The organism is Segatella copri, assembly GCF_026015465.1.
GTDB lineage: Bacteria > Bacteroidota > Bacteroidia > Bacteroidales > Bacteroidaceae > Prevotella > Prevotella copri_E.
On record NZ_JAPDUQ010000003.1, the window covers coordinates 357,041 to 380,089 of the forward strand.

A 23,049-nucleotide genomic window follows, 5' to 3' on the forward strand; every position below is an offset into this window, starting at 1 on the left:
GAGTGATGAAGAATAACAATATAGCCAAAAGGACTATATGATTTTTCGCTCTTCACTCTTCGTTCTTCACTTTCAAAAATGGAGACATTAGTTTTAGTAATGATGATATTGGTTTGCTTCAGTTTTGTGCTGAAGCAGACCTTCCACGGAGTGAAGGAGATTATGATCATCTCGGTGCTTGTAGCCTTCTTCGTGGGAATGACCTGGCCATTCGCCATTGAGCAGTCGAAGATGCAGATTGCGGCTTGGATAGCCGACCAGAAGCTGATGCTCGATATGGCGGTGCTGCTGAGTATCGACGTGGCACTCACGATGCTTTTCTGTGTGCACCACGTAGATCTGAAGACTTCGGAACATGTGAGCCGCCGCAAATGGGTGTTCTTCATCTTCCTGAAGTATTTCCCGGGTTTGCTGGTTTTCCCAGTGCTGTTCAGTGTTCTGGTGATGACCATCTTCCTGCTTCCCGGCGTATCGTTCCAGGTAGTGGCATGGGTGCTTGCCGTAGTGCTGCTGGTCTTGATACCGGTATTCATCTACGGTTTGAGATGGCTCTTGCCGGAGCGACCAATCCGCTTGGAACTGCTTTTCCTGGTAGAGGTGCTGCTCGGATTGATGGGCATCATCGGTACGGTGAATGGCAGGACAGCGGTGGCAGGATTCAACAGTTTCGATGCCCTCTCGCTTCTCGGCGTCATCGCCATCGTCATCGTAGGAATGGCGATAGGATGGGCAATTTACAATTATCAAATTAAAAAATATAGAGTATAATGAATTACATATCAGACGTATTGTTTTGGATTTCCACAGGCATGCTGGTTCCTGTGATTATTTTGTTGATTTTCTTCTTCCTCATAGCCTTGTTGCTCCTCGGAGGTTTCTTCGGACAGTATCTTGTAAAACGCAAGTCGGGTGCGGAGATTCGTGAACAGATGAACACCCTGACACTCGATAACATCGATACCCTGGGCGATCGCTTGCCAAAGAACAAGCAGGCAGTCATCGTTTCCTATATGAAGAAACTCGTGGACAACCGTCAGAGCAAGGCGCAGATGAACCGCATCCTCGACCAGTATGCCCAGTTTGTTGAGAAGGATCTTTCTCTTCCTTCTACACTCCTGAAGATGGGTCCGATGCTCGGTTTGATGGGTACCTTGATTCCGATGGGTCCTGCCCTGGTTGGTCTTTCTACCGGTGATATTGCTTCGATGGCTTACAATATGCAGGTGGCTTTCGCTACTACCGTAGTGGGATTGTTCTCTGCAGCCATCGGTTTCGTAACCAAGCAGACCAAGAACCGCTGGTACACTGAGGATATGAGCAACCTCGAGTTTATGGCAGACCTTGTAAGTGAAGAGTGAATAACGAAGAGTGAAGAATTCAATAGTAATAATTTATGAGACAAAGACGTAGAAGTCGTCTCTCGCATGATGGCGAGGATGATGATCCGATGAGCGTAGTGAGCAACCTCTTCGATGTGGCGATGGTGTTTGCCCTTGCCCTGATGGTGGCACTCGTTTCGCGCTATAATATGACGGAAATGTTCAGCAAGGATAACTTCACGATGGTGAAGAACCCTGGCAAGGAGAATATGGAAATCATTACCAAGGATGGACAGAAGATCAATCGCTATACTCCTTCTGAAGACCAAAGTAAGAAGTCGGGCAACAAGGGAAAGAAGGTAGGCATTGCTTACCAGTTGGAGAATGGCGAAATCATCTATGTTCCGGAAGATAAATAATCGGGGATTGCAAATCCCCTCAAACAGAAAATATTATTGTAACTAAAAGAAAAATAAAGAAAAATGAAAAAGTTTAAGACAATGATGGCCATGATGTTGGCTTTGGTTTCTATGTGTGTAGCATTCAGCTCTTGCAGCAGTGATGATGATGACAATAATGGTGTTGGCTCTTCAGCAACAGCAGAACAGGTTGTTGGTACTTACGTTGGTGAAACAATGTCTATTGCTTTGGCAGGTCAGGGTGATATGGACCCATTGGAGAATGCAACTTTTAAGTTGGAAAAAGTTGATGATAGTCATGTAAATATCATCCTTCCTGCATTTGGATCTGCACCTATGGCTTTACCTTCAATTACAGTGAAGAATCTTGCTGTAACAGAGTCAAATGGTACTTATTCTATTCCTGAAACCAGTTTTGATCAAACATTGGAAAATGGCAAAGGTCTTTCTAAAACTGCTATAAAAGCAACTATAAAAGATGGTAAAATGCAGATTACTTTTGTTTTGAAGTATGGTAATATGCCTTTTGTTATGAACTGTTCTTCGAATGCAACAAAGAAGTAATTGTCGATGAAACAAAAGATATTCGCACTATTCCTGATCCTTTGCGGATTGTGCCTGAATCTGAAAGCCGAAACCCAGGGCGATGTCGTGGGTAGGGTGCTCGATGATTCGGGCGCACCTCTGGCGGGTGCTACCGTCCAGATTTTGCATGCAAAGAGTGGGGTAACAACTGATGAAGACGGATATTTCCGCATTCCTTACAGCAAGGATGGAGCGGTGAGAGTGAAGGTGAGCTTTGTGGGCTATCAGACTCAGACTTTCGTACTGAAAGCGGATGAGAGAAAAGGTGAGCAGCATGTGCTTCGCCTTCAGCCGGATGCTACTGCCCTCAATCAGGTGGTAGTTACCGCAACCCGAACTCCGAAGGCTTTGAAGGATGCTCCTGTGGTAACCCGTCTGATTACCGCCAATGATATCAAGATAGCTGATGCTACCAATATCCAGGACCTCCTCACCGAGCAGATGCCGGGTCTGGAATTCGGCTATGCCATGAATCAGGAGACTTCTCTCAACATGAATGGTTTCGGTGGAAACGCCGTGCTCTTCCTCGTAGATGGCGAGCGATTGGCTGGTGAAACCATGGATAATGTAGATTATAGTCGTCTGAACTTGGATAATGTAGGACGTATCGAGATAGTAAAGGGTGCTGCTTCGGCGCTCTATGGCGCCAATGCCGTAGCCGGAGTTGTCAACATCATCTCCCGTGAAAACAGCGAACCTTGGACTGCCAATGTCAATACCCGCTACAACGACTTCAACAAGGAGTGGCGCCACGGTGGAAGCTTCAGCTTCAATGCCGGAAAATGGAATTCGCAGACCAGCACCCAGCGCACTACATCGGATGAGGTTCAGCTCACCAGTCCTTTCGATACAGAATCCAACATCCTTCATATCTATGGTGGAGAGACCTTCAATGTGAAGGAGCGTCTTACCTACAAGCTTTCTGATAAGATAAAACTGATAGGTCGTGGCGGTTATTTCAATCGTATCAGCAAGCGCAGCAACTATGATGATCATTACATGGATTATTCTGCCGGACTGAAGACCGTAATGAATCTTTCGGAGAATGATAATCTGGAGATTTCTTACGGCTTCGACCAGTATGACAAGGCTCGATATGTGAATGATGAGCGTACTCACGACCACGATTATACCAACCGTCAGAACACCGTCCGTGCCCTCTATTCCCATATCTTCGGCAAGAATACATTGACGGTAGGTGCAGATTTCCTGAACGATTATCTTACCACCTATCAGTTTGAGGATAATGAATCAAAGAATCAGAATTCATGTGATGCCTTCGCCCAGTTCGATTACAATCCTTTGCAGTGGTTGAACATCGTGGCAAGTCTTCGTCATGATTACTTCTCTGCATCCAGCCAGCATGCCACTACCGGTCGTCTGGCTCTGATGACCAAGTGGAAGGGTTTCTCCATCCGTGCCAACTATGCTGGCGGATTCCGTGCCCCAACGCTCAAGGAGATGTATATGAACTTTGATATGGCGGGTATGCAGATGATTTATGGTAACCCGGATCTGAAGCCGGAGAAGAGCAACAACTACAACCTGGCGCTGGAGCATGCCGGAAGGGTGAAGAATGCTAGCTTCTTTACCGGTCAGTATAGTCTTACTCTCATGGGTTATTATAATAAGTATGATAAGCGTATCACTACCGAGGATTATGCCGATTATATCCCAGGAACCGGTCAGCCGGATGTGGCTTCGCGTTATTGCAACGAGGATGGAGTAGAGGTGAGCGGCATCGACTTCAGTGCCCAGTACCGTTCGGATATGGGTCTAGGTGTGAAACTCGACTACAGCTATCTCCATGTGGGTGGCAGAAGTGTAGATTCCCAGTTCTCCCAGCCTCGTCCGCATTCAGCAACCTGGCGTTTCGACTACGACCGTCAGCTCTGTTCGTTCTATCGCATCAATGCCGCTCTGTCAGGCAGATACCTGTCTGCTCCTGATACGAACATCAAGAAGCATGACAGCAGTTATCAGTTATGGAAGTTCACGCTTCAGCAGCGATTCCTGGATGCCGTCAATCTGAATTTCACGGTAGATAATCTTTTCGGTTATACGCCAAAGAACTATTATTGGAGTTCTGCGATGACCACCGGCCGCACCTTCTCAGTAGGCCTTTCCATTGACATCGACCGTTTCGTAAAGGTATTCTAATAAAATAGCAGGGTGGACCAGTCTTCCATCCTGCTTCTTTTCTGATAGCACCGCCCTAACTATATAAAAATAGGTAGTTAGGGCGGTGTTATCGTTTATAGGTTCGCCCTAACTATGTTAAAAAAGATAGTTAGGGCGGTACTATCCTTGCAGATTTCATTTTTTTTGTTTATCTTTGCACCGGTAAGATTTAGTATAAAAGAAATAAAATCAGAAAGTTATGGATGCAAACGGAATAATAGGACGTGAATATGAGCAGAAACTCATTCAGGAACGTTGTAAAAGCAACAAGGCAGAACTGATAGCTATCTATGGTCGTAGGCGTGTAGGAAAGACTTTTCTGGTTCGAAAAATGTTCAACGACCAGTTTGCCTTTTCGTTTATAGGTATGTATGAAGTGAGCCGTGCGGTACAGCTGGAGCAGTTTCGGATGGCGTTGGCACAGTATGCTAAGCAGACCGTGCCCAAGCTGAAAACCTGGTTTGAGGCTTTTGCTGCTTTGCGTGAATATCTGTCGGGCTTATCTCAGCAGGAACCGATTGTTCTGTTCTTCGATGAGTTGCCTTGGATGGATACGCCCAAAAGCAATTTTATCGCAGCTTTCAGTTATTTCTGGAATTCATGGGCGTCTATGGTCCCTCAACTGAAGCTTATCGTCTGTGGTTCTTCCACCACGTGGATGTTGTCTAAGTTTATAGGCGATAAGGGCGGATTGTATGGTCGCGTTACCCGCCAGATCTATCTGGCTCCATTCTCTCTGGGCGAGACAGAGCAGTTCTTAAACGAATTGAAAGGCCTTGCTCTTACCCGCCAGCAGGTATTGGATGTGTATATGATATTGGGTGGTATTCCTTATTATCTTGATATGCTGGAGCGTGGTGTGCCGTTAGACGTGTGCATCGACAGATTGTTTTTCTCGCAGGATTCGCCATTACGTGGAGAATTCGATTTCCTCTTCCGTTCCCTCTTTAATGACTCCAAGCATTATCGCAAGATAGTAGAGGTGCTTTCTGAAAAAATGAAGGGGATGACCCGTAAGGAATTGATGGATGAGTTGAAAATGAAAGGCGGTGGACTGTTATCTGAAATCCTGGAGAATCTGAAGAAATGCGATTTTATCAGGAAATATGCTACCATAGGAAAGAGTGAAAGGGATGCCCTATATCAGTTGACTGACTTATACTCATTGTTCTATACCCGTTTTGTGGCAAATAACAGTGGGCAGGATAAGAACTTCTGGAGTAATATGTGCAATTCGGGAAGTAGAACAGCCTGGAGCGGTTATGCTTTCGAACAGGTATGCCTACATCATATCCCACAGATCAAGAAGGCATTGGGTATTTCTGGTGTTTTGGCGAATGTTTATTCCTGGTCCTGCCGTCCTTTTGTAGATCCTACCGGTGCAGAATGGCGGGGAGGTCAGATAGATATGCTGATAGACCGTGCTGATGGAGCTATCAATATCTGTGAGATGAAATATGCCAAGGATGAGTTTGTGATAGATGCCAGCTATGAGCAGCGGCTGCGTGACAGGATGGCTTCCTTCTCTGTGGCGACGAAGACGAAGAAGGCATTGCTGCATACTTTCATCACGACTTATGGGGTGAAGCAGAATATGCATAGTGGATTGGTGAATAGTGAGGTAAGGATGAATGATCTCTTTGGATAAATGGTATTTTAATGTCCGTTTTCAAAACTGATACTGCCCCCATGAGATAGGGGGCAGGTCGGTGAAAAACGTTGAAAAATCGCCTAGAACCATCTCTTCTTCATTTTCTTCAAGAAATCCTTGGTGATAGGGAAGCCGGAGGCTTCACCTATTACGGAGTCGGTATGGCAGAAGGGACATTCGGCTGTAGGCGGCTCATCAGGAAGGTAATCCGTGATTTCGGATGGCGAGAAGATTTCGCCGCAGAAGAAACAGCCGCACTTTTCAGACTTTTCTATCTGTTCCTTGTTGCTGAAGCTGCAATCGTGAGCTTGGCGGAAGATCCTGTCTTTCTCCTCCTCTTCTTTCTGCTTTTTCTCAGCCTTCTCCAGATACCCCTTGAATCGTCTCTGAAGATAGAGCGGCACATGATAGTGAGGGGCGAAGACATACAGCGACGGAACGTGGTCGTGGTATTCGATCAGTTTTCCCTCACCGTCATACACTCTTTCAGAAAGACATTCGCGGTCGTAGTGCAACAGTCCCATCGGAATCTCCGAGATATAATAGCAGAAGGTATCCAGCGGATAGTCGTCTTCCTCCTTCATCTTCTTGCGGTAAAGGACATCCTGGTGCATCAGACTCTCAGCCTCCTCCAGAGTTGTGGTGAAGGCTTGTGGACAATAGGTGTTCACCTTATATTTCGGATAATGTGAACGCTTTTTCTCCTCCAGCTCTTCTGTTTCTAATACTTCGAGCAAGAAGATGGCAGGAACATCCCGAAGCTGTGGATGTTCAGCCAATTGCTTGAATTCTTCGTATGTCATGGGATGGTTATTTTAAGAATTGGTGTGTCTTCTTGTATTTTGTACCATCGCAGTTGGTGATGTCGATTTCCAAGACCAATCCTTCCAGCTGAAAGTCGAGCGGGATGTTGATGGCACGTCTTTGGATATCCATTTCGTAGAAAATGCTTCCGTCCTTTTTGCAGAGCACGATGTCCAGATAGTCTGGCATATCAGGTATAGTTCCAGGCTCTGACATTTGTGGTTGAAACTCCCCAAACTCTTCCTTCACATACTCGAATAGTCCCCGAGTATATTTTTCGATATCCACCCCTACATATCGAGTATAGGTGTATTTGATAATACATATAGACATTTTATTTGCCATTTTATTCTTTCTTTTTGGTTATACCTTTATAATATAGTAATATGAAGGGAAAATTTCAAGCTTGATTATTTAAATGATGTCAACCATTAGAATTTGGTAAGTTGTTCCACCTTGCCGAATTTGATGGTTGTTCCATCTATGATGACCTTTACTTTGTTTTGAGCCTTGTTACCCCTGTCGTAAATATTGATACCAGGAATTGCCGAGAGGTTTGATACTGATGATACCATGTTTTTTACTAGGTCCTTCTAGCGCACTACTTTGGAACAGCCAAGTGGCATAACCTTCTTCAACTAATTCAGAACTGCTCAGATACTCGAGAAGAAACTGCCCCCATGAGATAGGGGAGGAAGATAGATGAAAACGTTGAAAAATCGCCTAATCCCAAAAATCACTATGTTTTTTGGGATTGTAATCCTCAAAATAGGTATAAATTTAGGGATTAGGGCGATTTTCCTTATTTTGCCTAGAACCATCTCTTCTTCATTTTCTTCAAGAAATCCTTGGTGATAGGGAAGCTGAAGGCATCACCTATTACGGAGTCGGTATGGCAGAAGGGACATTCGGCAGTAGGGGGATTATCAGGCAGGTAGTCTGTGATTTCGGATGGCGTGAAGATTTCGCAGCAGAAGAGATTGTCCTATACAATACACAAAAGCCCAAATGCGACAATATCTTCATACTTTCTACCTCAAAAATTGAAAAGTAAAGTTCCATGTCTATGACTTTTGAAGAATGATAAATGTGATATTATAAGTGTTTTTGGTCCGAAACTATCATTCGGTCTAAAAACACTTTTCTTATTAATATTAAGTATTAGTGTTCCAATTTTAACTAGATACTAATGTCTTTATTTATTAATACCCTTCACCCAATCATCAGAATTCCCTATATATAGGTGATTGAAAAAATGTGGGTGAAGGGTAATTAGAATCGATTATCTTGCGTTCTTATTCGTTGGCTTAGAAGTTGAATCTCAGACCCGCATAGATGTTTAATCCATTTCGTTTGTAGCCTGTAGGATCAAAGAAGAAACGCTCTGCATTGCTCTTCGTGTTGTCATCATCCTTAATCTTGTTAAGATTGAAATTAAGGATGTATTCTGCACCAAGGGTCAACTGTAAAGGATAGACAATATTGACATTAAATTTTGCACCTATAGGAACTCGTACGGCATGATTCCATACATCCTTTCCATAGTTTGAAGAGTGATAATCCTTTGTCCCATCATTGTATGTTGCATTTGGTGACTCATACTTGTTGGCAAAGTAGAGACCTTCCCATTGTGCCATAAAATAAGGTACGAATTCCAAGCAATGAGCAAACTCGAATCCCAATCCATATCCTAATCCTGCGTTCATGTAGATTGGACTCTTTACGACATCGCCAGTGTTTGTGGCATAAAGGCGTTTATTATGATTCTCATAAATACCAGTACCAGCTTTCAGCATTATGTATTGTGAAATTCCACTACGGCTTAAGCCTATACGTTTGTCATAAGTAAGGCCAATGCCATAAGAGTGATCCATATATTCACCTGTTATGTAAATGCTCGTGTTTGAGCTAGGCTGATATACAGCTACGTCACCTTTCTTATATGAGGCTTGACCACCGGCAAAGGTGTAAAGATTTGCAGTGCTATCTGCCACATTGCAAGCTCTTGTGGTACTAACCTTTGAAGAATACATTTTACCATTTTTCTCTTTTGTGCGATAGATAGCCACCTTATCACAGTTTTTTAGTCCGTAGATTGTTCCAATGTTTGTAGCGAATGGATTTCTTCCTGTCACTTGTCCACGGATAGCGAAAGCTGGAACTTTAATGGCCATTTTTCTTTTGGTTTTGTTCTTCAGAATTTCTTGCTTGGTGTCTATATCTTTAATTAGCTTTGCTTTGTCAGATGAGACGAAGGATATAGGAACTTTTATTTGGTTATATTTGTCCATGTCATTCCAACTATTGAATACTTGATCAAGGACATCTTTGTTTATCATGACCTTATACACATTCCAACGTTTTTTTCCTTTCTTGGTATTAACGATAAATATGTAGTTGTTCTCTAAGATTGGCAGATAGTCCTCTTTGAGAATGTCGTCTTTTGATATAACTCCGATGGAGGCACGCTCGTCATCAGACTTCAGAACATTTTGCAGTGCTAAGTCTTTTAGACGGTCTTCTGACAATGATGAACCATTGTAGCTAAACAAATAATCAAGTATTTTCTTACCATAATTCTCGCTATTCAAAGTCTCCTCTATTTGCTTAGCCGTATATGTGCTATACGACTGTGGTATTGAGACTTCAACCTTTCTAAATTTGTTACCATATTCCAGCAACTCGTAATTTCCTGCAATACATACGATGTTGCTCTTAGAATCATAAAAAGTTTTCTCTTTTGCAGATAGTGGTGCCGCTAAAAGACAAGAGACAGTGGTAGCGAATATAAAACTTTTGATATTCATGTTATTTTTATTTTTTGATATTCGAGAATGTTATTTTGTATGGACGGCACGGATGTAGAATAAGTCCCTAAACCCACCGACTTTAAATTCCTTGGTATCATAGAGGGAGAAATTATAAACTTCTCTTCCTGTCTGTTCTGATGTATGATACCAAGCTGTAGGCAGAACAATTTGTTTTCCCGAAGGACCAGTCACAATATAATAGTTGTCATGCTTTTCCCATTTACATTTATCCATGAGTTCTTGCCATTGTGCCTTTGTTGGAATGCTCCATCCTTCACCCAAGATATGTGTTGCCACATCAAACTCAGCATTACCTGCAATATTCATAGGTGCTTCTTTTGTTCCGAGGTAGTCCCACATGCCCAGTCCTCCCCATGGATATCCGTCTCCATTAGCAAAAAGATACTGGTGATTCTCATATTGGGTGTTATTGTATCTTGTTATGGCGTTGTTGTGGGCGCTTGTCTTGTCAGAGCAATATTTGCTATATTTATTGTATGCGGAATAGAGTTCTTTGATATCCATGCTCTTTAGATATTCATCATATGTCATAATTGCAGGATAAGTACTATTCTCTTTGTTTGTGAATGAAGGCTTTTCCATAGGCTGCAGGTTCATCTCTTGTTCTAATTCCTGTAGCATTTCGTCAAGTGAAGTCTGTTTGTTCACGGGACTAACGGATCCGATATTAGATGCTGCCCATTTTACAGATAATCCTAAATCTACGTAGCCATAGTATCCTTCTAAACCTTTTCCTTCTGTCCTTTGTTTGCTAGAGTAGGTCTCGGGATCCATTTTCTTGTATTCTGGATGCTTGTCATCTGATTCTGTAAAACTTGTTGGAAAGTTTAGTGCATTTAATTCGTCAATAATTTTTTGTCTGTCAGTTGAAAAATTGTCTCCGACAAACACCTCCATGTCTTTATCTTCACTACAGGAAGACAAAGTTAAGATGCCTCCTAACATAAGGAGAGCGAATGTAAATCTCTTGTTCATAAAATGTTTTTTTTATTATTGAATTGTCTTTAATTACGATATAACCTATAAAGAGTCTTACCACCAATAGTAATGATACACAACCTTAGGGCGGCTTGCGACGTATGCTTTGGCTACCGATTCGGCTGCGCGGATGCCAGCCAACTTGACATCTTTCTCGTTTTGCTCTTTTTGGGCTTCTAACTTAAATTCTCTGTCGCTTATGGCTTTGATTCTAGCTCCCATCTCATTTTGCAAGCTCTTGGCTTCAGTTTGTACTTTGGTGGATGGAGCGTCAAGTTTTTCTAGAATTTCATTGGCTGCTGTGGCTCCTTCTTCTGTAGGATTGGCACTCCATGCCGCACGTGCTTGTCTGACAATTTCTAAGTTCTTGTTGTCAAGTGAAGTACTACCATACTGTGCGATGAGCGCTTGGGCGGTTTGGAAGTCCTTATTGTTCATCGGTATAGCAAAGAGCATGTTGATTGCATCGTCATACTTACCTGCTGCTGCCGTAGCTTTGGCTGTTTGGATGATGCTGCCCGACATCTTTTCGTAGTATTTCAATATCTGTTCTTTGCCTTTTAATATGGCTCTCTGCAAGTCTTCCTGGTTAGGATTCACCTTTCTGACTGCATTGGCTATGGCTTGATCTTCTGAGTCACCAATGCCCTTGGCTTCATAACTATAACTGGAGTAAAGCGTTCCGTCTAGCCCGTCCCCCACGTAGATGCCGATATTCACTTGCACAGCATTTTTCTGTGGAAAGGTTTGTGTTTGGCTGCTATTCAGTTTTTGTACATGCGCTGTAATGATAAAGCGATTGTCGAAACCTGCACCTGACATACCATTGGCGGTCGCTATTTGTTGCAACTTGGTAGTGAGCATTGAAGTGGCTTTTTTGCCAAGACCTTCAGTCTCAGAAATGTAAGGGTTCAAGCAAATCAACCCGATGTCCTTGGACGACTGAGCCATTGCCATAGCTGGAAAAGTAATGGCTACGGCAAGGTTGATCAGTATATGTTTGATTTTCATGTGATGAAACTTTTATTAAAACTTGTTTTGTATCGATTCGCCGATTGGCATTATTTTCCTCCTAACACTACGTATGCTTTGCCGATACCGACAGGTGTGGTAGATACGGAAAGTCCAAACTGGGATAGAAACTGGGTGATAGGCTTGATGAAACCATCCATGTTGATGGCTTTTGGCTTACCGCCAAACTTACCCTTACCGAAGAGAGGAAAACGTACCTGCTCATAAGAGAGACGATTGCGGGTCTTGCCATTTTGGGTAAAGGAGCCGTTCACGGTATGCTCGTTCATCCAATAGTCAATTACTTCATTCAGCTCGCCTGTATCTCCATTCAAGTTTACTTCCGACTCGAATGTGAGAGGACAGTCATTAGCAATCTTGAAGATAACAGAACCTTCACGACCATTTGCTACCAAATCTTCAAAGTGTCGCTGTATGCTACCTGTGAAATTGTCGATGAATCCCAAGACTGATTCTTCTAAAAGTGCAGATATCGGAGCTCCCGAGGCTGAGCTTCTTCCTGTCTCACCACCAATTTGCTTGCTGGTAGCCGCGTCTATGGATGTGACACGAAACTCTACCATATTGCGTGGACCGTATGTTGTACGTGTAAAGGCGATGTTAACCAAAATGTCGGCCTGTGCGACACGAGTCAGTTGGTCGAGCTCGTCCTCCACGATTTCACCGTCAGCCTTAGATACCAATGCCAAGTCCATGGCACTCTCATTTTTTAATTGATCGAGGGCACTCTGTAGGTTTTTCAGAGGATAACCACGTTCTTGCATGATGCCACCCATCTTGGTGATAACATTGAGAACATCGTTGTTGAGCAAGGCCTTCTCGTAATCTGGCGATTTCGGGTCGCCATCTTTGACAAACCCTTGGTTGATGCACCAAGCTTTTTCTGGAACCACCATGATGATAGGCTTCATTGCCTTAGGTTGGTTGATATTTTCCGCAGTCGACTGTGCAAAGGCACCTAATGTGCATAGCAATGCCATGAAAGAGATAAATAACTTTTTCATTCTGTTTGTTAATTTAATGATATTTACTAATAACTATAGAACTATGTTGGGAAAACGATTAAAAATAGCTGTTGAGTTTTTTAACAATACCTTCGTCTTCTAGACGCTTACGCAAGTTGTCATACATGACAACAACATAGATTCCCACTTTCCTTCCCTTATCTGTTTTAATGTTGTTCTCGCCTGTAGGGTAGCCTGTGTTGGCATTTTTTACATACTGCAAGAATTCACCTTTCTTGAAGAAGGTGTCAAAGAACTGTTTGTGTTGCTCGTATGCTTCTTTGCTAGGAACAAGTGCAGGTATCTTTCCGGCAATTTCATTTCCTTCCACTCCAGTGAAGATGCAAGCGGCTACAGCGTCTTGCATAGCCCTATCAATCGCCTTGTCGGGAGAACCGGCTATCCCCCATGCTTTCAAAAACTTGGAACCCTGTTGGGCAACTCTAACAATTTGTACTTCGTAACTATGTGTCATGTCGAAAGGATAACTTTTGGCATGGATAGATAGCATACACATAGCCATCATTGCAATTAATAATGTAATTCTCTTCATATTTTTGATTTCCTATTTTATTATTCTTGTTACGAAAACTACTGAAGCTTTAGTTTTCTTGCCCCCATCCATCCAAGTTTATTAATAGACTCGGAGGATAGACTGGAAGATTTGTAATCTTCAGTAACTTTACCTTGTAGTACTAAGTCTTTGGTGTAAATGGTAACATCGTAACCATTTGCTTCCCATTCACCACTCCAGACACAATCATCTTGTGCGACTTCCTTGATGTTGACTTTACCATTACTGTTAAAGGTAATGCGCAATGACTCAGTAAATGTGCTCTTATCCAAGTCTCTTTCGTCATCATATACGATGTCGTCTTCTACTTGGCGAGTTACCTTATATACCATTTTCCCTCTTAGTGCAACTGTGTCGCTAAAGATTTTTGTAGAGTCTACTTGTGGCTCTACTTTTTCGGAAACGATGGTGTCTTTTATAGCCGTACTGTCTACGGCTTTTGCATCTTTAGTCTGTTTGTTGCCACAGGCGGTAAATGATGCGACTAGGCAAACGCCTAATGCTGTGATAATAGAATGTCTCATGAGGCTTGTTATTTGATTTCCTTTACAATTTTTGCGGATGCAGCACAGTCCTTAGCTCTAACCAGAGTGATGTCACCTTCATAACTGTCTGGCAAAAGGTCAAAGTTGAGATGATCACATTCAGCAAAGCCGTTCTTCATGTGATAACTAACATTTGTGAGAAACTTCTTGCCGTTTTGTATCAAAACTAAGGCATCTCCTTGGTGTTGACCATCAAATGCATCTGCGCAATCTTTCTTGACGCCAGACTTCTGTAATGCCTCCTTTACAGACATTCCTACTGCCAAATTGTTTGATTTAGCAATACTGTCTGCTCTTGCAATACTATCAGCACGAACTATGCTGTCAACCCTCGCGATACTGTCAGCTTTAGCTTGTGCTATGGCAGCTGAATCAATTCCATTCTCCTCCTTGTTATTCTTGTTGTTTGAGCAACTTGTGATGCTTGTTGTGAAACATACAAACATCATGATTAAAAAATGTTTCTTTTTCATTGTCTTGTAATTTGAAATTTACACTTTATAGAAGCTACTTTCCCGTTTTGGGTATAGATCCTTATTGTAATCTAAAAACGACAGGTGTTGTACATTTGGTTCGTACAGGTATTCCTTTTAGTTTTGCTGGTGTCCATTTCGGCATAGCCTTAACAACACGCAGGGCTTCCCTGTCAAGTGACGGGTCAACACTTCTAATAACCTTAACGTCAGACATGGAGCCGTCTTTCTCTATGATACTCTCTACGATTACACGTCCTTGTACGCCATTTTCCTGTGCTACATCAGGATATTTTACATTGCTGTTCAGATAAGACTTCATTGCACTTTCACCACCAGGAAAAGATGGCTTTTCATCAACACTATCAATATTTTTGATAGTGTTGTCATTTGTAGTAGGGACAATCTCTGGCTCTTCGTTTGGATTCCAATTTACAAGTTCATCGTATTTAAGTGAGTCGCTCTGCAATTGGAAAAATAGATCTTCTAAAATGACCCCATCGGGATTAGTTTGCCATGTTATCTTCTCCTCCTTCATCTTGACGTTGTCAATCTTGATATAGATACTTCCGTTTGCAGTGATGTTGTATGAGAATGAGAGACCAAGTTTAGATATAGGTATCACGATATTTCCACCGCCTTTTCCTTCAGTATTAGCAGGTTTGAATACTATGTCCCACTCATTATTGTTCGACTTATTGTTGAAGAAATAATGGTTTTTGATTTTTTTGTTAAAGTCGTTCACCAAATTTGGGCTTGGCTTAGTGACAGTTGTTGTATTGGCTTTTTGTGTAGTGCCTCGTCTTGCTTGTCCGAAGGTTGGGCTTCCTGTTAGCATAACGAATATTGCTAAAATGATACTTTTTCCGATTTTAGAGGAAAAAGTGGTGCTTAATGTTTGTAAAAATGAATGCTTCATAATAAATGTAATGCTTTTATGAGTCCACTTAATAATGTTATTAATATATGACATTTGTAACCTTTCCATTTCTAACCTTTACGATTCTAGGGAATACCTGCCCAAGAAGATTGACCAGTCGGAGTGCATAGGAAGGGATATATTGTTTGTAAGTACCAACTAAGTCTCTGTAAGGACCATTGTACTTGTACATTTGATATCTGCTACCATCAGTCTCAAAAGTCTTGTATGCGGTAAGGATACCTTCTGGCATACCTATATAAACCTTTCCTTTTTTGATGTTGTCGTATGCTCTCTGTCCATATTTCGCTACAAGACTTTTTTCTTGTGCTATCATTGATTTTAAATTTGGTAAATTGGTCAGAAAAGTTTTCATGTTTTGATCTCCTTCTTCTGCGCCAATTTTTATATACTTAACAAAGTCAGCGTAAGAAAGATATTTGCTAATACCAAAATCATTCTCACCTGTCATTTTCGAGTAATAGGCACCAACCAATGAGTTTATTGCATCAAGGTTTTTTAGATCTGCTGCCTTGCGCAAATATTTGACACCTTCAGGTATGTTTTTTGTTATACCCTTTTGTTTGTTACCCTCTAAGAGCATTGCACCATAATAATAGGCTGCTTGTGGGTAATTGTTTTTTACCGCTTTGAGATACCATTTCATAGCTTCTGAATCATTCTTAGCTACACCTTCGCCTTTATCATAGGAAAGTGCCAGATTGTATTGAGCCTGCGCATATTCTTGGTTGGCTGCTTTTGTATACCATTTCACGGCTTCTTCAAAGTTCTTTTCTACCCCGTTGCCATATTTATAGCAGATTCCCAAGTTGCATTGTGCCATTGGTAGTCCTTGTTCTGCCGCTTTTGTATACCACTCTACGGCTTTTTTAGGGTTCAATTCGTTAATTTCATAATAGTATCCTAAGCTGTTTTGTGCTTCTGCATATCCTTGCTCTGCTGCTCTTGTATACCATTTTACGGCTTCTCTACGGTCCCTGTATTGTACTCCATAGCCATAGTAATAGCAGATGCCTAAGTTGTATTGTGCTTTAGCATTTTCTTGTTCTGCAGCTTTTGTGAACCATTTTACAGCTTCAGTTAAATTTTCCGTAACCCCTTTCCCATCATAATATGCTTCGCCCAGAGCATTCTGTGCTTCTGCTTCACCAGACTTGGCTTTTAGCGTGAGGGTGACAATGTTGGCAGTTTGTGCAAATACTCCCGATGCTGTCGCAAAGAAGAGTATCATGATTAGATAAATCTTTTTCATATTCTTCTTGTTTTTAATTGTTATTATTCCCAATATTGTTTACAAGTGTAAATGTATCATATCTAATAGCTGGTTTGCAAAAATTGCGTTCCAATAGTTTGCAATAGGTGAACCCTTAGTCAAAACAGGCATCTCTTGAAAATATGGATGCGTTACAACCATTGTATATTGATGAGTCATTGCAAATTTTTTGAGATAGGCGAATGTCCCATGTTTTGTACGACAACATCCAACAATGATTTTGATAGTTGGAATGCTTGCTACAATATTATACCAATCTTCAAATCTGCGACCTACTCCATCACCAATGGTAATATCTGCAATTTCTGCCGTTCCATTACGTTGTAGAATAGCCAGTTGCTCTTTCTTGAGAATGATGGAACGGCTATCATAAAGCCATCCTTCACGATGTGAAATTAAAAGTTCTATCAATCTGGTAGCACTTAGTGTCTTGCCATGATTGCCTAATGCGCTGATGGCTATCAGTAGCTTTTCTGGCTTTGTATTTTCTAATTTTTCCATAAGCTAATCATTTACTTTTTTGTTATTTCGTTCTTGGCATAAAAAAGGTGCGAACCAATTTCATTCTGTTCTGAAGGTTCTGGACTACCTGTACACAAAGAATGAAAATCAGCTCACACCAATGGGTATATGTTAATACCCATCCCGCCGAAGCGGAATGGATACAATAATACACGGTTGGGTGAACAACTTTTGTCTTCGTTCTTGTGTACAATGAATTGTCCAGATTCTCAGTACGAACCAAGCATGGTTGTTTCCTTAACATGTCTGCTGCTTGTTTAGAACAGCACTGCAAATATACCATTTTTTTTCTAAAGTTGTTCATTGTGAGCTGATTTTTTTGCAAAAATAGGTGTTTTTTCTGCTTTTTCAGCGTTCCATTCCGTTCCAAGTTCAAAATATAGGGCGTTTTTAGTCGAAATATTGGCTTTTTTGTGTGTGGGTTGGATTTGTTTCAGTATCTTTGCAGCATGGAACAGATATTACGTGAAATGATAGAAAAAATGGTGGGGCGCAAGATGGTTGTGCCCCGCGACTTCGCTTGGTTGAGCGAAAAGGTGGAGGAACGTACCCAGCAAAGGGTGAGTGCCTCTACGCTGCGACGGTTTTGGGGATACGTGAGCGAAGGGGTTTCTGCCAGTAAGTTTACCAAGAATGTGCTGGCTAATTTTCTCGGTTATGCAGACTTTGAGGAGTTCGGATTGTCGCAAGGGACGGGAGAACGGCAGAGCCAGATGGTTATCGGCAAGGAAATCTCATGCGATGATCTTTATGAGGGACAGATGCTCAAACTTTCCTGGCTGCCCGACAGAACCTGCATCATCAGGTATCAGGGAAACGGAAGATTCAGGGTCCTGGCATCAGAAAATACCAGATTGGCGAAAGATGATACTTTTGAGTGCCATCATTTTATCAATCATGAGCCTGCTTATCTTCATGCCTGGAAGCATGGAGTTGATGAACCGGTTACTTACGTCATAGGTAAGAAGAACGGTATCATCGTAGAGCATTATTTGGAAGATTGAAATCTCGACAAGGTGGGCTTCACATATCTTTCAGAGGTATAAGAGGACAGCTCATAGATGATATCTGTCTTCTTGCTGCCGGCGATGTCTTTAGAGAATGTCTGCGGATAAGTGGTCGTGATGAAATCATTGCTCTTATCTATAAACCGATAGAATGCCTCGCTCTTTTTCTCAACAGACCGGATGGTGTCTATGCCGGATTCCTTCCACATCTTGTCGATAGTCTTCTTTCCCTTGGATATGAGTTCGGCGCTTTGTAAATGGGATGCAGAAGATGGCTCGGTAGCTGTTGGCTGCAGGGATTTCCGGCCATTGGAAAGTGGGGCTGGATTCTTGGCTTGCTGGCGGATGACAGTATCCTTCTTGGCTTCGTGATGTGCCGGGGTGATGCTAATGCTCTTTTCCTGCTGATGCAGTAAAGGATAACTGATGAAACCTAATAAGATGATACAGACCAAAGCTGCGATTCCGATACGCTTGATACCGGATAGATGCCTGTTTCTGTGAGCCATGAAATCGGCTTTGAGTTCGTCAACATTGGCATATCGCTGGGCTATGGGAGCCTTACATCGTTTGATGATGGCAGTATACGGTTTGCTTGGCAGTATCTTTTCCAGGATACAACCGATGCTGAAGATGTCGTTGCGGATGTCTGCCTGTTGGGATACAATCTGTTCTGGTGAGATGTAGCCCTGTGTGCCGGCAGGCTGTTTGAGGATAGCAAAGTCATCGGTATCTGAAAGTCCGAAATCGATGAGTTTTACATGATTGCCGTTATGGGTAATCATGATATTTGAAGGTTTTAAGTCTCTGTGTACTACCTGCTTGGCGTGAATGTAATGCACGGCATCAAGCAACTGGAGGAAGATGCCTTCTCCCTCAGTCTTCCTACCGCTCCAGTGTTCCAGCGTGATACCATCTATCCATTCCATCACGATACAGGTACCCATTTCCGGTATTTCTTCCATACTGTAGGCTGACACGATGTTGGGATGCTGCAGGGATATGAGGATATCGAACTCTTTGTGCAGCAGGTTCTTGTAGTTTTCGTCTTGGCGATATGGCTTCTTCAGGCCTTTGAGCACCCACCATCTGCCATAGCGCTTTGCCTTGCAAAGAATGTTGAATCCTTTGCAAGGTATGGGAGTAAAGTCTGAAAATTGCTCAGACCTTCTGCTTTCTTCTATGATGATTCCAGAATATGAATCCATGTTACTCAGACTGGGTTGATAATTCGGTTGCAAAATTAACTAAATAGAGATACCCATCCCACAGAAGCGGGATGGATATGAGTATACATATTGGGGCAAACAACTGGAACTGTCATTCTTGTGTACTGCGAACTGTCCAGATTCTCAGTCCGAACTAAGCGTAGTTGCTACCTCTTTATGTCTGCCGCCATTACTAACGGCATTGCAAATATAGGCATTTTAAAAGAAATTTTCAAGCGGAAACGAAACTTTTAGTATTCTTTAAACTTTTACGATTGGTTCAAACTCATTCCTCCCCGAGCTTATATCTTATTTTATATAGGAACTGGTTGTCGCAAATCCACTCTCTTTTTAATACCTGGCTGGTTAGCTATCAAATCACTTCAAAGCGGTCTTTGCCATGGCTGTGCGGGATGGGACCGCCTGGGGATAGCTTGCTATGGGGACGCCTTACTATAGCTTGCTGATTGGAACCGCTGAGTATCTCTGAATCACAATGCAAAGATACGAAATCGGTGAGGAGGCAACTCACAGTTGCTCATACTTGCTCACAGTTGCTCATACTTTTTCATAGATTCTCTTTGCTCTGGTGTTTGTAAGCCCTTTTACATGCCTTGCTTGGTATCACTTCTAAATGCCTGGCTTGTTTGATTTTTAAGGGCTTTATGATTGGATTGCGGTTCGTAAGTCAGGGGATTACTGGGCGTAAGTCCCTGACTTTTGCGTCGTAAGTGACTGACTTTTGCACCGTAAGTCTTTGACTTTTGATTCGGAAGTAACCTGCTTCTGGATGACAGGGTGACACTTATGACAGTGATTTCTGAAGATTTACTCTCGCGCGGGCAGGCAGGAAAAATCAAGCCGAAAGTTCCTGCCTGCCCGCGTGCGAGGCGAAAAGTTGAAAAACTAGTGTCATCGTGTCACCGTGTCACCGTGAACAGAGCAGAAGATGTTTGGTATCGCTCTTTGGCTTCAGACACAAATTCCCCTGTCTCCGCCTCCGTTGGCTTTCGGAAGTAGAGATCCACAAATTACTGTTTTTGTCGTGGCGCCTCCAAAGTGGTAATCTTTTGCAAAAATAGAAAAAATAAAATAAATGAGAGTTCCCACTATGGGAACTCGTAATAATATTTATTGATTTTTAGAATTTTTTAAATAATAAAGGCTAGAATTTATACTCGATTCTCGCAAGTTGCAGAAGGAATTGGGGTGGTATCGCATTTGCAAATATATATGAAGTTTCGAAAAATGAAAATCCCCAACCTGCTATGGGAAAGCTGGTTGGGGAAATTATGATAGATTTTGCTTTCATCAGAAAATATCCGATTGTGAATTACAAAGGATACTCCTCGAAAGCGTAGAGTACAGTGCTTAAATAACGCTCACCAGTATCTGGCAAGAGGGCTACAATCTTCTTGCCCTTGTTCTCAGGACGCTTCGCAATCTCGGTGGCTGCAAAGGCGGCAGCACCTGATGAGATTCCTACCAAGAGGCCCTCGGTCTGAGCCAGGTCACGACCCGCCTTGATAGCATCATCGTTCTGAATATCCAATACCTCATCGATATATTCTGAAGAGTAAGTCTCTGGAATGAAACCGGCACCGATGCCCTGAATCTTGTGAGGACCGCTCTGTCCGCCGTTCAATACAGGCGATGTGGCAGGTTCTACGGCAATCACCTTCACGTTAGGATTCTGCTCCTTCAAGTACTTGGCGATACCCGAAATGGTTCCACCTGTTCCTACACCGGCTACGAAGATGTCAATCTCGCCATCGGTATCTGCCCAGATTTCTGGTCCAGTTGTGGCATAGTGCTTGGCAGGATTGGCTGGGTTGGTAAACTGTCCCAGAATCACAGAGCCTGGGATGGAATCGCGGAGTTCCTCGGCAGCCTTGATGGCACCAGGCATTCCGTCCTTACCGCTGGTCAATCTCACTTCAGCGCCGTAAGCCTTCACCAGGTTTCTGCGCTCCACGCTCATGGTTTCAGGCATGGTGAGGATGAGGTGGTAGCCCTTAACGGCTGATACCAGAGCCAAACCTACACCCGTGTTACCGCTGGTTGGTTCAATGATGGTGGCACCTGGTTTCAGGATGCCCTTCTGCTCAGCGTCTTCGATCATCGCAAGTGCGATACGATCCTTTACGCTTCCTCCAGGATTGAAGAATTCTACCTTAGCAATTACAGGAGTCTTCAAACCCTTGGATGCTGAATACTTACCCAATTCTACCAATGGGGTCTTACCGATTAAATCAGTAATCTGTTTATATATCTTTGCCATAACTGTACTCTAATTTAAATCATTAATATATTTTACTTTACGTAGGTAAATGCCTCATCGAGTGCCTCAATCAGGTCGTCGATGTTCTCGATACCGATGCTCAATCGAACAGTAGAAGGATAGATGTGCTGCTCCTCCAATTCCTCTGGGCTCAACTGAGAGTGGGTGGTTGTTGCTGGGTGGATAACCAGTGACTTCACGTCGGCTACGTTAGCCAGCAAAGAGAAGATGCGCAGGTGGTCGATGAACTCCCATGCCTCTTTCTCGCCGCCCTTGATATCGAAGGTGAAGATAGAACCACCGCCGTTAGGGAAAAGCTTCTTGTAAAGCTCGTGGTCTGGGTGAGAAGGAACGGCTGGGTGATTAACCTTAGCCACCTTAGGATTGTTCTCCAGATACTCTACTACCTTCAATGCATTCTGTACGTGACGCTCTACACGGAGGCTCAATGTCTCCAAGCCCTGAAGAAGAATCCAGGCATTGAATGGAGAGATGGTTGCACCGGTATCACGAAGGATGACCGCACGGATTCGGGTTACGAAGGCTGCTGCTCCGGCTACATCTGCAAATACCGCACCATGATATGATGGGTCTGGCTTAGCGAGAGTAGGGAACTTGTCGGCATTTGCCTTCCAGTCGAACTTACCGCCATCTACGATGACACCACCGAGAGATGAACCGTGACCGCCGATGAACTTGGTAGCAGAGTGAACCACGATATCTGCTCCGTGCTCGATAGGGCGGATGAGGTATGGAGTGCCGAAGGTGTTATCGATAATCAATGGGATGTTGTGGCGATGAGCAATCTCTGCCAATTTATCGATATCGGTTACATCAGAGTTAGGATTTCCGAAGGTCTCTGCATAGAGAGCCTTGGTATTGTCCTGGATAGCAGCCTCTACCTGCTCGAAGTTGCGAGGATCCACGATGGTGTAGCTGACACCCTGTGTGGATAATGTATGAGTGATGAGGTTATAAGTACCACCATAGATGTTGTCGGCAGCTACGATGTGGTCGCCATTCTGAAGAATGTTCTGCAGAGCGTAGGTAACGGCGGCAGCACCAGAAGCGACAGCCAAACCTGCTACACCACCCTCGAGGGCAGCCACACGGTCTTCGAATACACCCTGAGTAGAGTTGGTCAAGCGACCATAGATATTACCTGCGTCACGGAGTCCGAATCTATCGGCAGCGTGCTGAGAGTTGCGGAACACATAACTTGTGGTCTGGTAGATTGGCACCGCACGGGCGTCGGTAGCTGGATCTGGATTTTCCTGACCTACATGCAACTGAAGTGTCTCAAAGCGAAGTTTCTTTTCTGTACTCATAATCTATGTCCTTTCTTTAATTTTACGTTAATATTCAATCTTATTCATTTATATAAATTTGTCGCCCAGTTATCCAGTCATGATTGGCATCAGA

The 23,049-nt window shown here is 43.0% G+C and carries 23 protein-coding genes; 7 read left to right on the forward strand and 16 right to left on the reverse strand.

All coding sequences use genetic code 11. From position 1 onward, the window contains the following. Positions 1–78 precede the first annotated feature (78 nt). The 6 genes from ONT08_RS12575 (at position 79) to ONT08_RS12600 (ending at position 6,152) form a co-directional block, all read left to right on the forward strand. A complete protein-coding gene (locus tag ONT08_RS12575) occupies positions 79–768 on the forward strand; it encodes a hypothetical protein (RefSeq protein WP_264960096.1) in 690 nt (229 codons plus the stop codon). After that, positions 768–1,358 (forward strand): MotA/TolQ/ExbB proton channel family protein, encoded by a 591-nt coding sequence (locus tag ONT08_RS12580; protein ID WP_264960097.1) that lies wholly within the window; start codon positions 768–770, stop codon positions 1,356–1,358. The genes ONT08_RS12575 and ONT08_RS12580 overlap by 1 nt, the downstream gene beginning before the upstream one ends. 35 nt (positions 1,359–1,393) lie before the next feature. Then, positions 1,394–1,738 carry a DUF2149 domain-containing protein gene (locus ONT08_RS12585; protein WP_089543796.1) on the forward strand — a complete coding sequence of 115 codons (345 nt, stop codon included), beginning with the start codon at positions 1,394–1,396 and terminating at the stop codon, positions 1,736–1,738. Positions 1,739–1,801: 63 nt separating this feature from the next. Then, positions 1,802–2,302, forward strand: coding sequence for a calycin-like domain-containing protein (locus ONT08_RS12590; protein ID WP_264960098.1), 501 nt, complete (start codon positions 1,802–1,804; stop codon positions 2,300–2,302). 6 nt (positions 2,303–2,308) lie between these two features. After that, a complete protein-coding gene (locus ONT08_RS12595; RefSeq protein ID WP_264960099.1) occupies positions 2,309–4,483 on the forward strand; it encodes a TonB-dependent receptor in 2,175 nt (724 codons plus the stop codon). Between the two features lie 220 nt (positions 4,484–4,703). Continuing rightward, entirely contained in the window at positions 4,704–6,152 is a 1,449-nt protein-coding gene (locus ONT08_RS12600) for an AAA family ATPase (RefSeq protein WP_264960100.1), read from the forward strand. An 83-nt stretch (positions 6,153–6,235) separates the two neighbouring features. On the opposite strand, the gene ONT08_RS12605 is transcribed toward ONT08_RS12600, so the two are convergent. From ONT08_RS12605 to ONT08_RS12665, 13 genes are all read right to left on the reverse strand, one after another. After that, positions 6,236–6,958, reverse strand: coding sequence for a hypothetical protein (locus ONT08_RS12605; protein ID WP_264960101.1), 723 nt, complete (start codon positions 6,956–6,958; stop codon positions 6,236–6,238). Positions 6,959–6,965: 7 nt separating this feature from the next. Then, on the reverse strand, positions 6,966–7,304 hold the full coding sequence (locus ONT08_RS12610) for a hypothetical protein (protein WP_264960102.1): 339 nt from the start codon (positions 7,302–7,304) through the stop codon (positions 6,966–6,968). Between the two features lie 86 nt (positions 7,305–7,390). Next, positions 7,391–7,534, reverse strand: a complete 144-nt coding sequence (locus ONT08_RS12615) for a hypothetical protein (protein ID WP_181985826.1) — start codon at positions 7,532–7,534, stop codon at positions 7,391–7,393. 732 nt (positions 7,535–8,266) lie between these two features. Beyond that, positions 8,267–9,766, reverse strand: a complete 1,500-nt coding sequence (locus ONT08_RS12620; protein WP_117586572.1) for an autotransporter outer membrane beta-barrel domain-containing protein — start codon at positions 9,764–9,766, stop codon at positions 8,267–8,269. Positions 9,767–9,796: 30 nt separating this feature from the next. Then, entirely contained in the window at positions 9,797–10,765 is a 969-nt protein-coding gene (locus ONT08_RS12625) for a hypothetical protein (protein WP_153082867.1), read from the reverse strand. Between the two features lie 57 nt (positions 10,766–10,822). Next, positions 10,823–11,779, reverse strand: a complete 957-nt coding sequence (locus ONT08_RS12630) for a hypothetical protein (protein ID WP_117586574.1) — start codon at positions 11,777–11,779, stop codon at positions 10,823–10,825. 50 nt (positions 11,780–11,829) lie between these two features. Continuing rightward, a complete protein-coding gene (locus ONT08_RS12635) occupies positions 11,830–12,804 on the reverse strand; it encodes a DUF6175 family protein (RefSeq protein ID WP_117586575.1) in 975 nt (324 codons plus the stop codon). 58 nt (positions 12,805–12,862) lie between these two features. Then, positions 12,863–13,357, reverse strand: a complete 495-nt coding sequence (locus ONT08_RS12640; RefSeq protein WP_117586576.1) for a hypothetical protein — start codon at positions 13,355–13,357, stop codon at positions 12,863–12,865. A 38-nt stretch (positions 13,358–13,395) separates the two neighbouring features. Next, positions 13,396–13,902 carry a hypothetical protein gene (locus tag ONT08_RS12645; protein WP_264960103.1) on the reverse strand — a complete coding sequence of 169 codons (507 nt, stop codon included), beginning with the start codon at positions 13,900–13,902 and terminating at the stop codon, positions 13,396–13,398. 8 nt (positions 13,903–13,910) lie between these two features. Further along, positions 13,911–14,396, reverse strand: a complete 486-nt coding sequence (locus ONT08_RS12650) for a hypothetical protein (protein ID WP_264960104.1) — start codon at positions 14,394–14,396, stop codon at positions 13,911–13,913. Between the two features lie 61 nt (positions 14,397–14,457). After that, a complete protein-coding gene (locus ONT08_RS12655) occupies positions 14,458–15,384 on the reverse strand; it encodes an energy transducer TonB (protein ID WP_264960105.1) in 927 nt (308 codons plus the stop codon). Continuing rightward, the gene (locus ONT08_RS12660) at positions 15,356–16,588 is read right to left on the reverse strand and encodes a tetratricopeptide repeat protein (RefSeq protein ID WP_264960106.1); all 1,233 of its coding nucleotides are present in this window, start codon (positions 16,586–16,588) and stop codon (positions 15,356–15,358) included. Before ONT08_RS12660 ends, ONT08_RS12655 begins: the two co-directional genes overlap by 29 nt. Before the next feature lie 39 nt (positions 16,589–16,627). After that, complete coding sequence (locus tag ONT08_RS12665) at positions 16,628–17,110, reverse strand: hypothetical protein (protein WP_264960107.1); 483 nt, start codon at positions 17,108–17,110, stop codon at positions 16,628–16,630. 470 nt (positions 17,111–17,580) lie between these two features. Between ONT08_RS12665 and ONT08_RS12670 the strand changes: the two genes are divergently transcribed. Then, positions 17,581–18,135 carry a hypothetical protein gene (locus tag ONT08_RS12670; protein ID WP_264960108.1) on the forward strand — a complete coding sequence of 185 codons (555 nt, stop codon included), beginning with the start codon at positions 17,581–17,583 and terminating at the stop codon, positions 18,133–18,135. On the opposite strand, the gene ONT08_RS12675 is transcribed toward ONT08_RS12670, so the two are convergent. From ONT08_RS12675 to ONT08_RS12685, 3 genes are all read right to left on the reverse strand, one after another. Beyond that, entirely contained in the window at positions 18,120–19,346 is a 1,227-nt protein-coding gene (locus tag ONT08_RS12675) for a serine/threonine-protein kinase (protein ID WP_264960109.1), read from the reverse strand. The genes ONT08_RS12670 and ONT08_RS12675 overlap by 16 nt on opposite strands. Positions 19,347–20,679: 1,333 nt before the next feature. Then, positions 20,680–21,627, reverse strand: coding sequence for a cysteine synthase A (cysK, locus tag ONT08_RS12680; RefSeq protein ID WP_264960110.1), 948 nt, complete (start codon positions 21,625–21,627; stop codon positions 20,680–20,682). 32 nt (positions 21,628–21,659) lie between these two features. After that, a complete protein-coding gene (locus ONT08_RS12685) occupies positions 21,660–22,955 on the reverse strand; it encodes an O-acetylhomoserine aminocarboxypropyltransferase/cysteine synthase family protein (RefSeq protein WP_006849406.1) in 1,296 nt (431 codons plus the stop codon). Positions 22,956–23,049: the final 94 nt, after the last annotated feature.

Excerpts from the sequence above, each read along its gene's own strand:
- ONT08_RS12575 (WP_264960096.1), top strand. The coding sequence starts at position 79 with ATGGAGACATTAGTTTTAGTAATGATGATATTGGTTTGCTTCAGTTTT.
- ONT08_RS12580 (WP_264960097.1), top strand. The coding sequence starts at position 768 with ATGAATTACATATCAGACGTATTGTTTTGGATTTCCACAGGCATGCTG.
- ONT08_RS12585 (WP_089543796.1), top strand. The coding sequence starts at position 1,394 with ATGAGACAAAGACGTAGAAGTCGTCTCTCGCATGATGGCGAGGATGAT.
- ONT08_RS12590 (WP_264960098.1), top strand. The coding sequence starts at position 1,802 with ATGAAAAAGTTTAAGACAATGATGGCCATGATGTTGGCTTTGGTTTCT.
- ONT08_RS12595 (WP_264960099.1), top strand. The coding sequence starts at position 2,309 with ATGAAACAAAAGATATTCGCACTATTCCTGATCCTTTGCGGATTGTGC.
- ONT08_RS12600 (WP_264960100.1), top strand. The coding sequence starts at position 4,704 with ATGGATGCAAACGGAATAATAGGACGTGAATATGAGCAGAAACTCATT.
- ONT08_RS12605 (WP_264960101.1), bottom strand. The coding sequence starts at position 6,958 with ATGACATACGAAGAATTCAAGCAATTGGCTGAACATCCACAGCTTCGG.
- ONT08_RS12610 (WP_264960102.1), bottom strand. The coding sequence starts at position 7,304 with ATGGCAAATAAAATGTCTATATGTATTATCAAATACACCTATACTCGA.
- ONT08_RS12615 (WP_181985826.1), bottom strand. The coding sequence starts at position 7,534 with ATGGTATCATCAGTATCAAACCTCTCGGCAATTCCTGGTATCAATATT.
- ONT08_RS12620 (WP_117586572.1), bottom strand. The coding sequence starts at position 9,766 with ATGAATATCAAAAGTTTTATATTCGCTACCACTGTCTCTTGTCTTTTA.
- ONT08_RS12625 (WP_153082867.1), bottom strand. The coding sequence starts at position 10,765 with ATGAACAAGAGATTTACATTCGCTCTCCTTATGTTAGGAGGCATCTTA.
- ONT08_RS12630 (WP_117586574.1), bottom strand. The coding sequence starts at position 11,779 with ATGAAAATCAAACATATACTGATCAACCTTGCCGTAGCCATTACTTTT.
- ONT08_RS12635 (WP_117586575.1), bottom strand. The coding sequence starts at position 12,804 with ATGAAAAAGTTATTTATCTCTTTCATGGCATTGCTATGCACATTAGGT.
- ONT08_RS12640 (WP_117586576.1), bottom strand. The coding sequence starts at position 13,357 with ATGAAGAGAATTACATTATTAATTGCAATGATGGCTATGTGTATGCTA.
- ONT08_RS12645 (WP_264960103.1), bottom strand. The coding sequence starts at position 13,902 with ATGAGACATTCTATTATCACAGCATTAGGCGTTTGCCTAGTCGCATCA.
- ONT08_RS12650 (WP_264960104.1), bottom strand. The coding sequence starts at position 14,396 with ATGAAAAAGAAACATTTTTTAATCATGATGTTTGTATGTTTCACAACA.
- ONT08_RS12655 (WP_264960105.1), bottom strand. The coding sequence starts at position 15,384 with ATGGAAAGGTTACAAATGTCATATATTAATAACATTATTAAGTGGACT.
- ONT08_RS12660 (WP_264960106.1), bottom strand. The coding sequence starts at position 16,588 with ATGAAAAAGATTTATCTAATCATGATACTCTTCTTTGCGACAGCATCG.
- ONT08_RS12665 (WP_264960107.1), bottom strand. The coding sequence starts at position 17,110 with ATGGAAAAATTAGAAAATACAAAGCCAGAAAAGCTACTGATAGCCATC.
- ONT08_RS12670 (WP_264960108.1), top strand. The coding sequence starts at position 17,581 with ATGGAACAGATATTACGTGAAATGATAGAAAAAATGGTGGGGCGCAAG.
- ONT08_RS12675 (WP_264960109.1), bottom strand. The coding sequence starts at position 19,346 with ATGGATTCATATTCTGGAATCATCATAGAAGAAAGCAGAAGGTCTGAG.
- cysK (WP_264960110.1), bottom strand. The coding sequence starts at position 21,627 with ATGGCAAAGATATATAAACAGATTACTGATTTAATCGGTAAGACCCCA.
- ONT08_RS12685 (WP_006849406.1), bottom strand. The coding sequence starts at position 22,955 with ATGAGTACAGAAAAGAAACTTCGCTTTGAGACACTTCAGTTGCATGTA.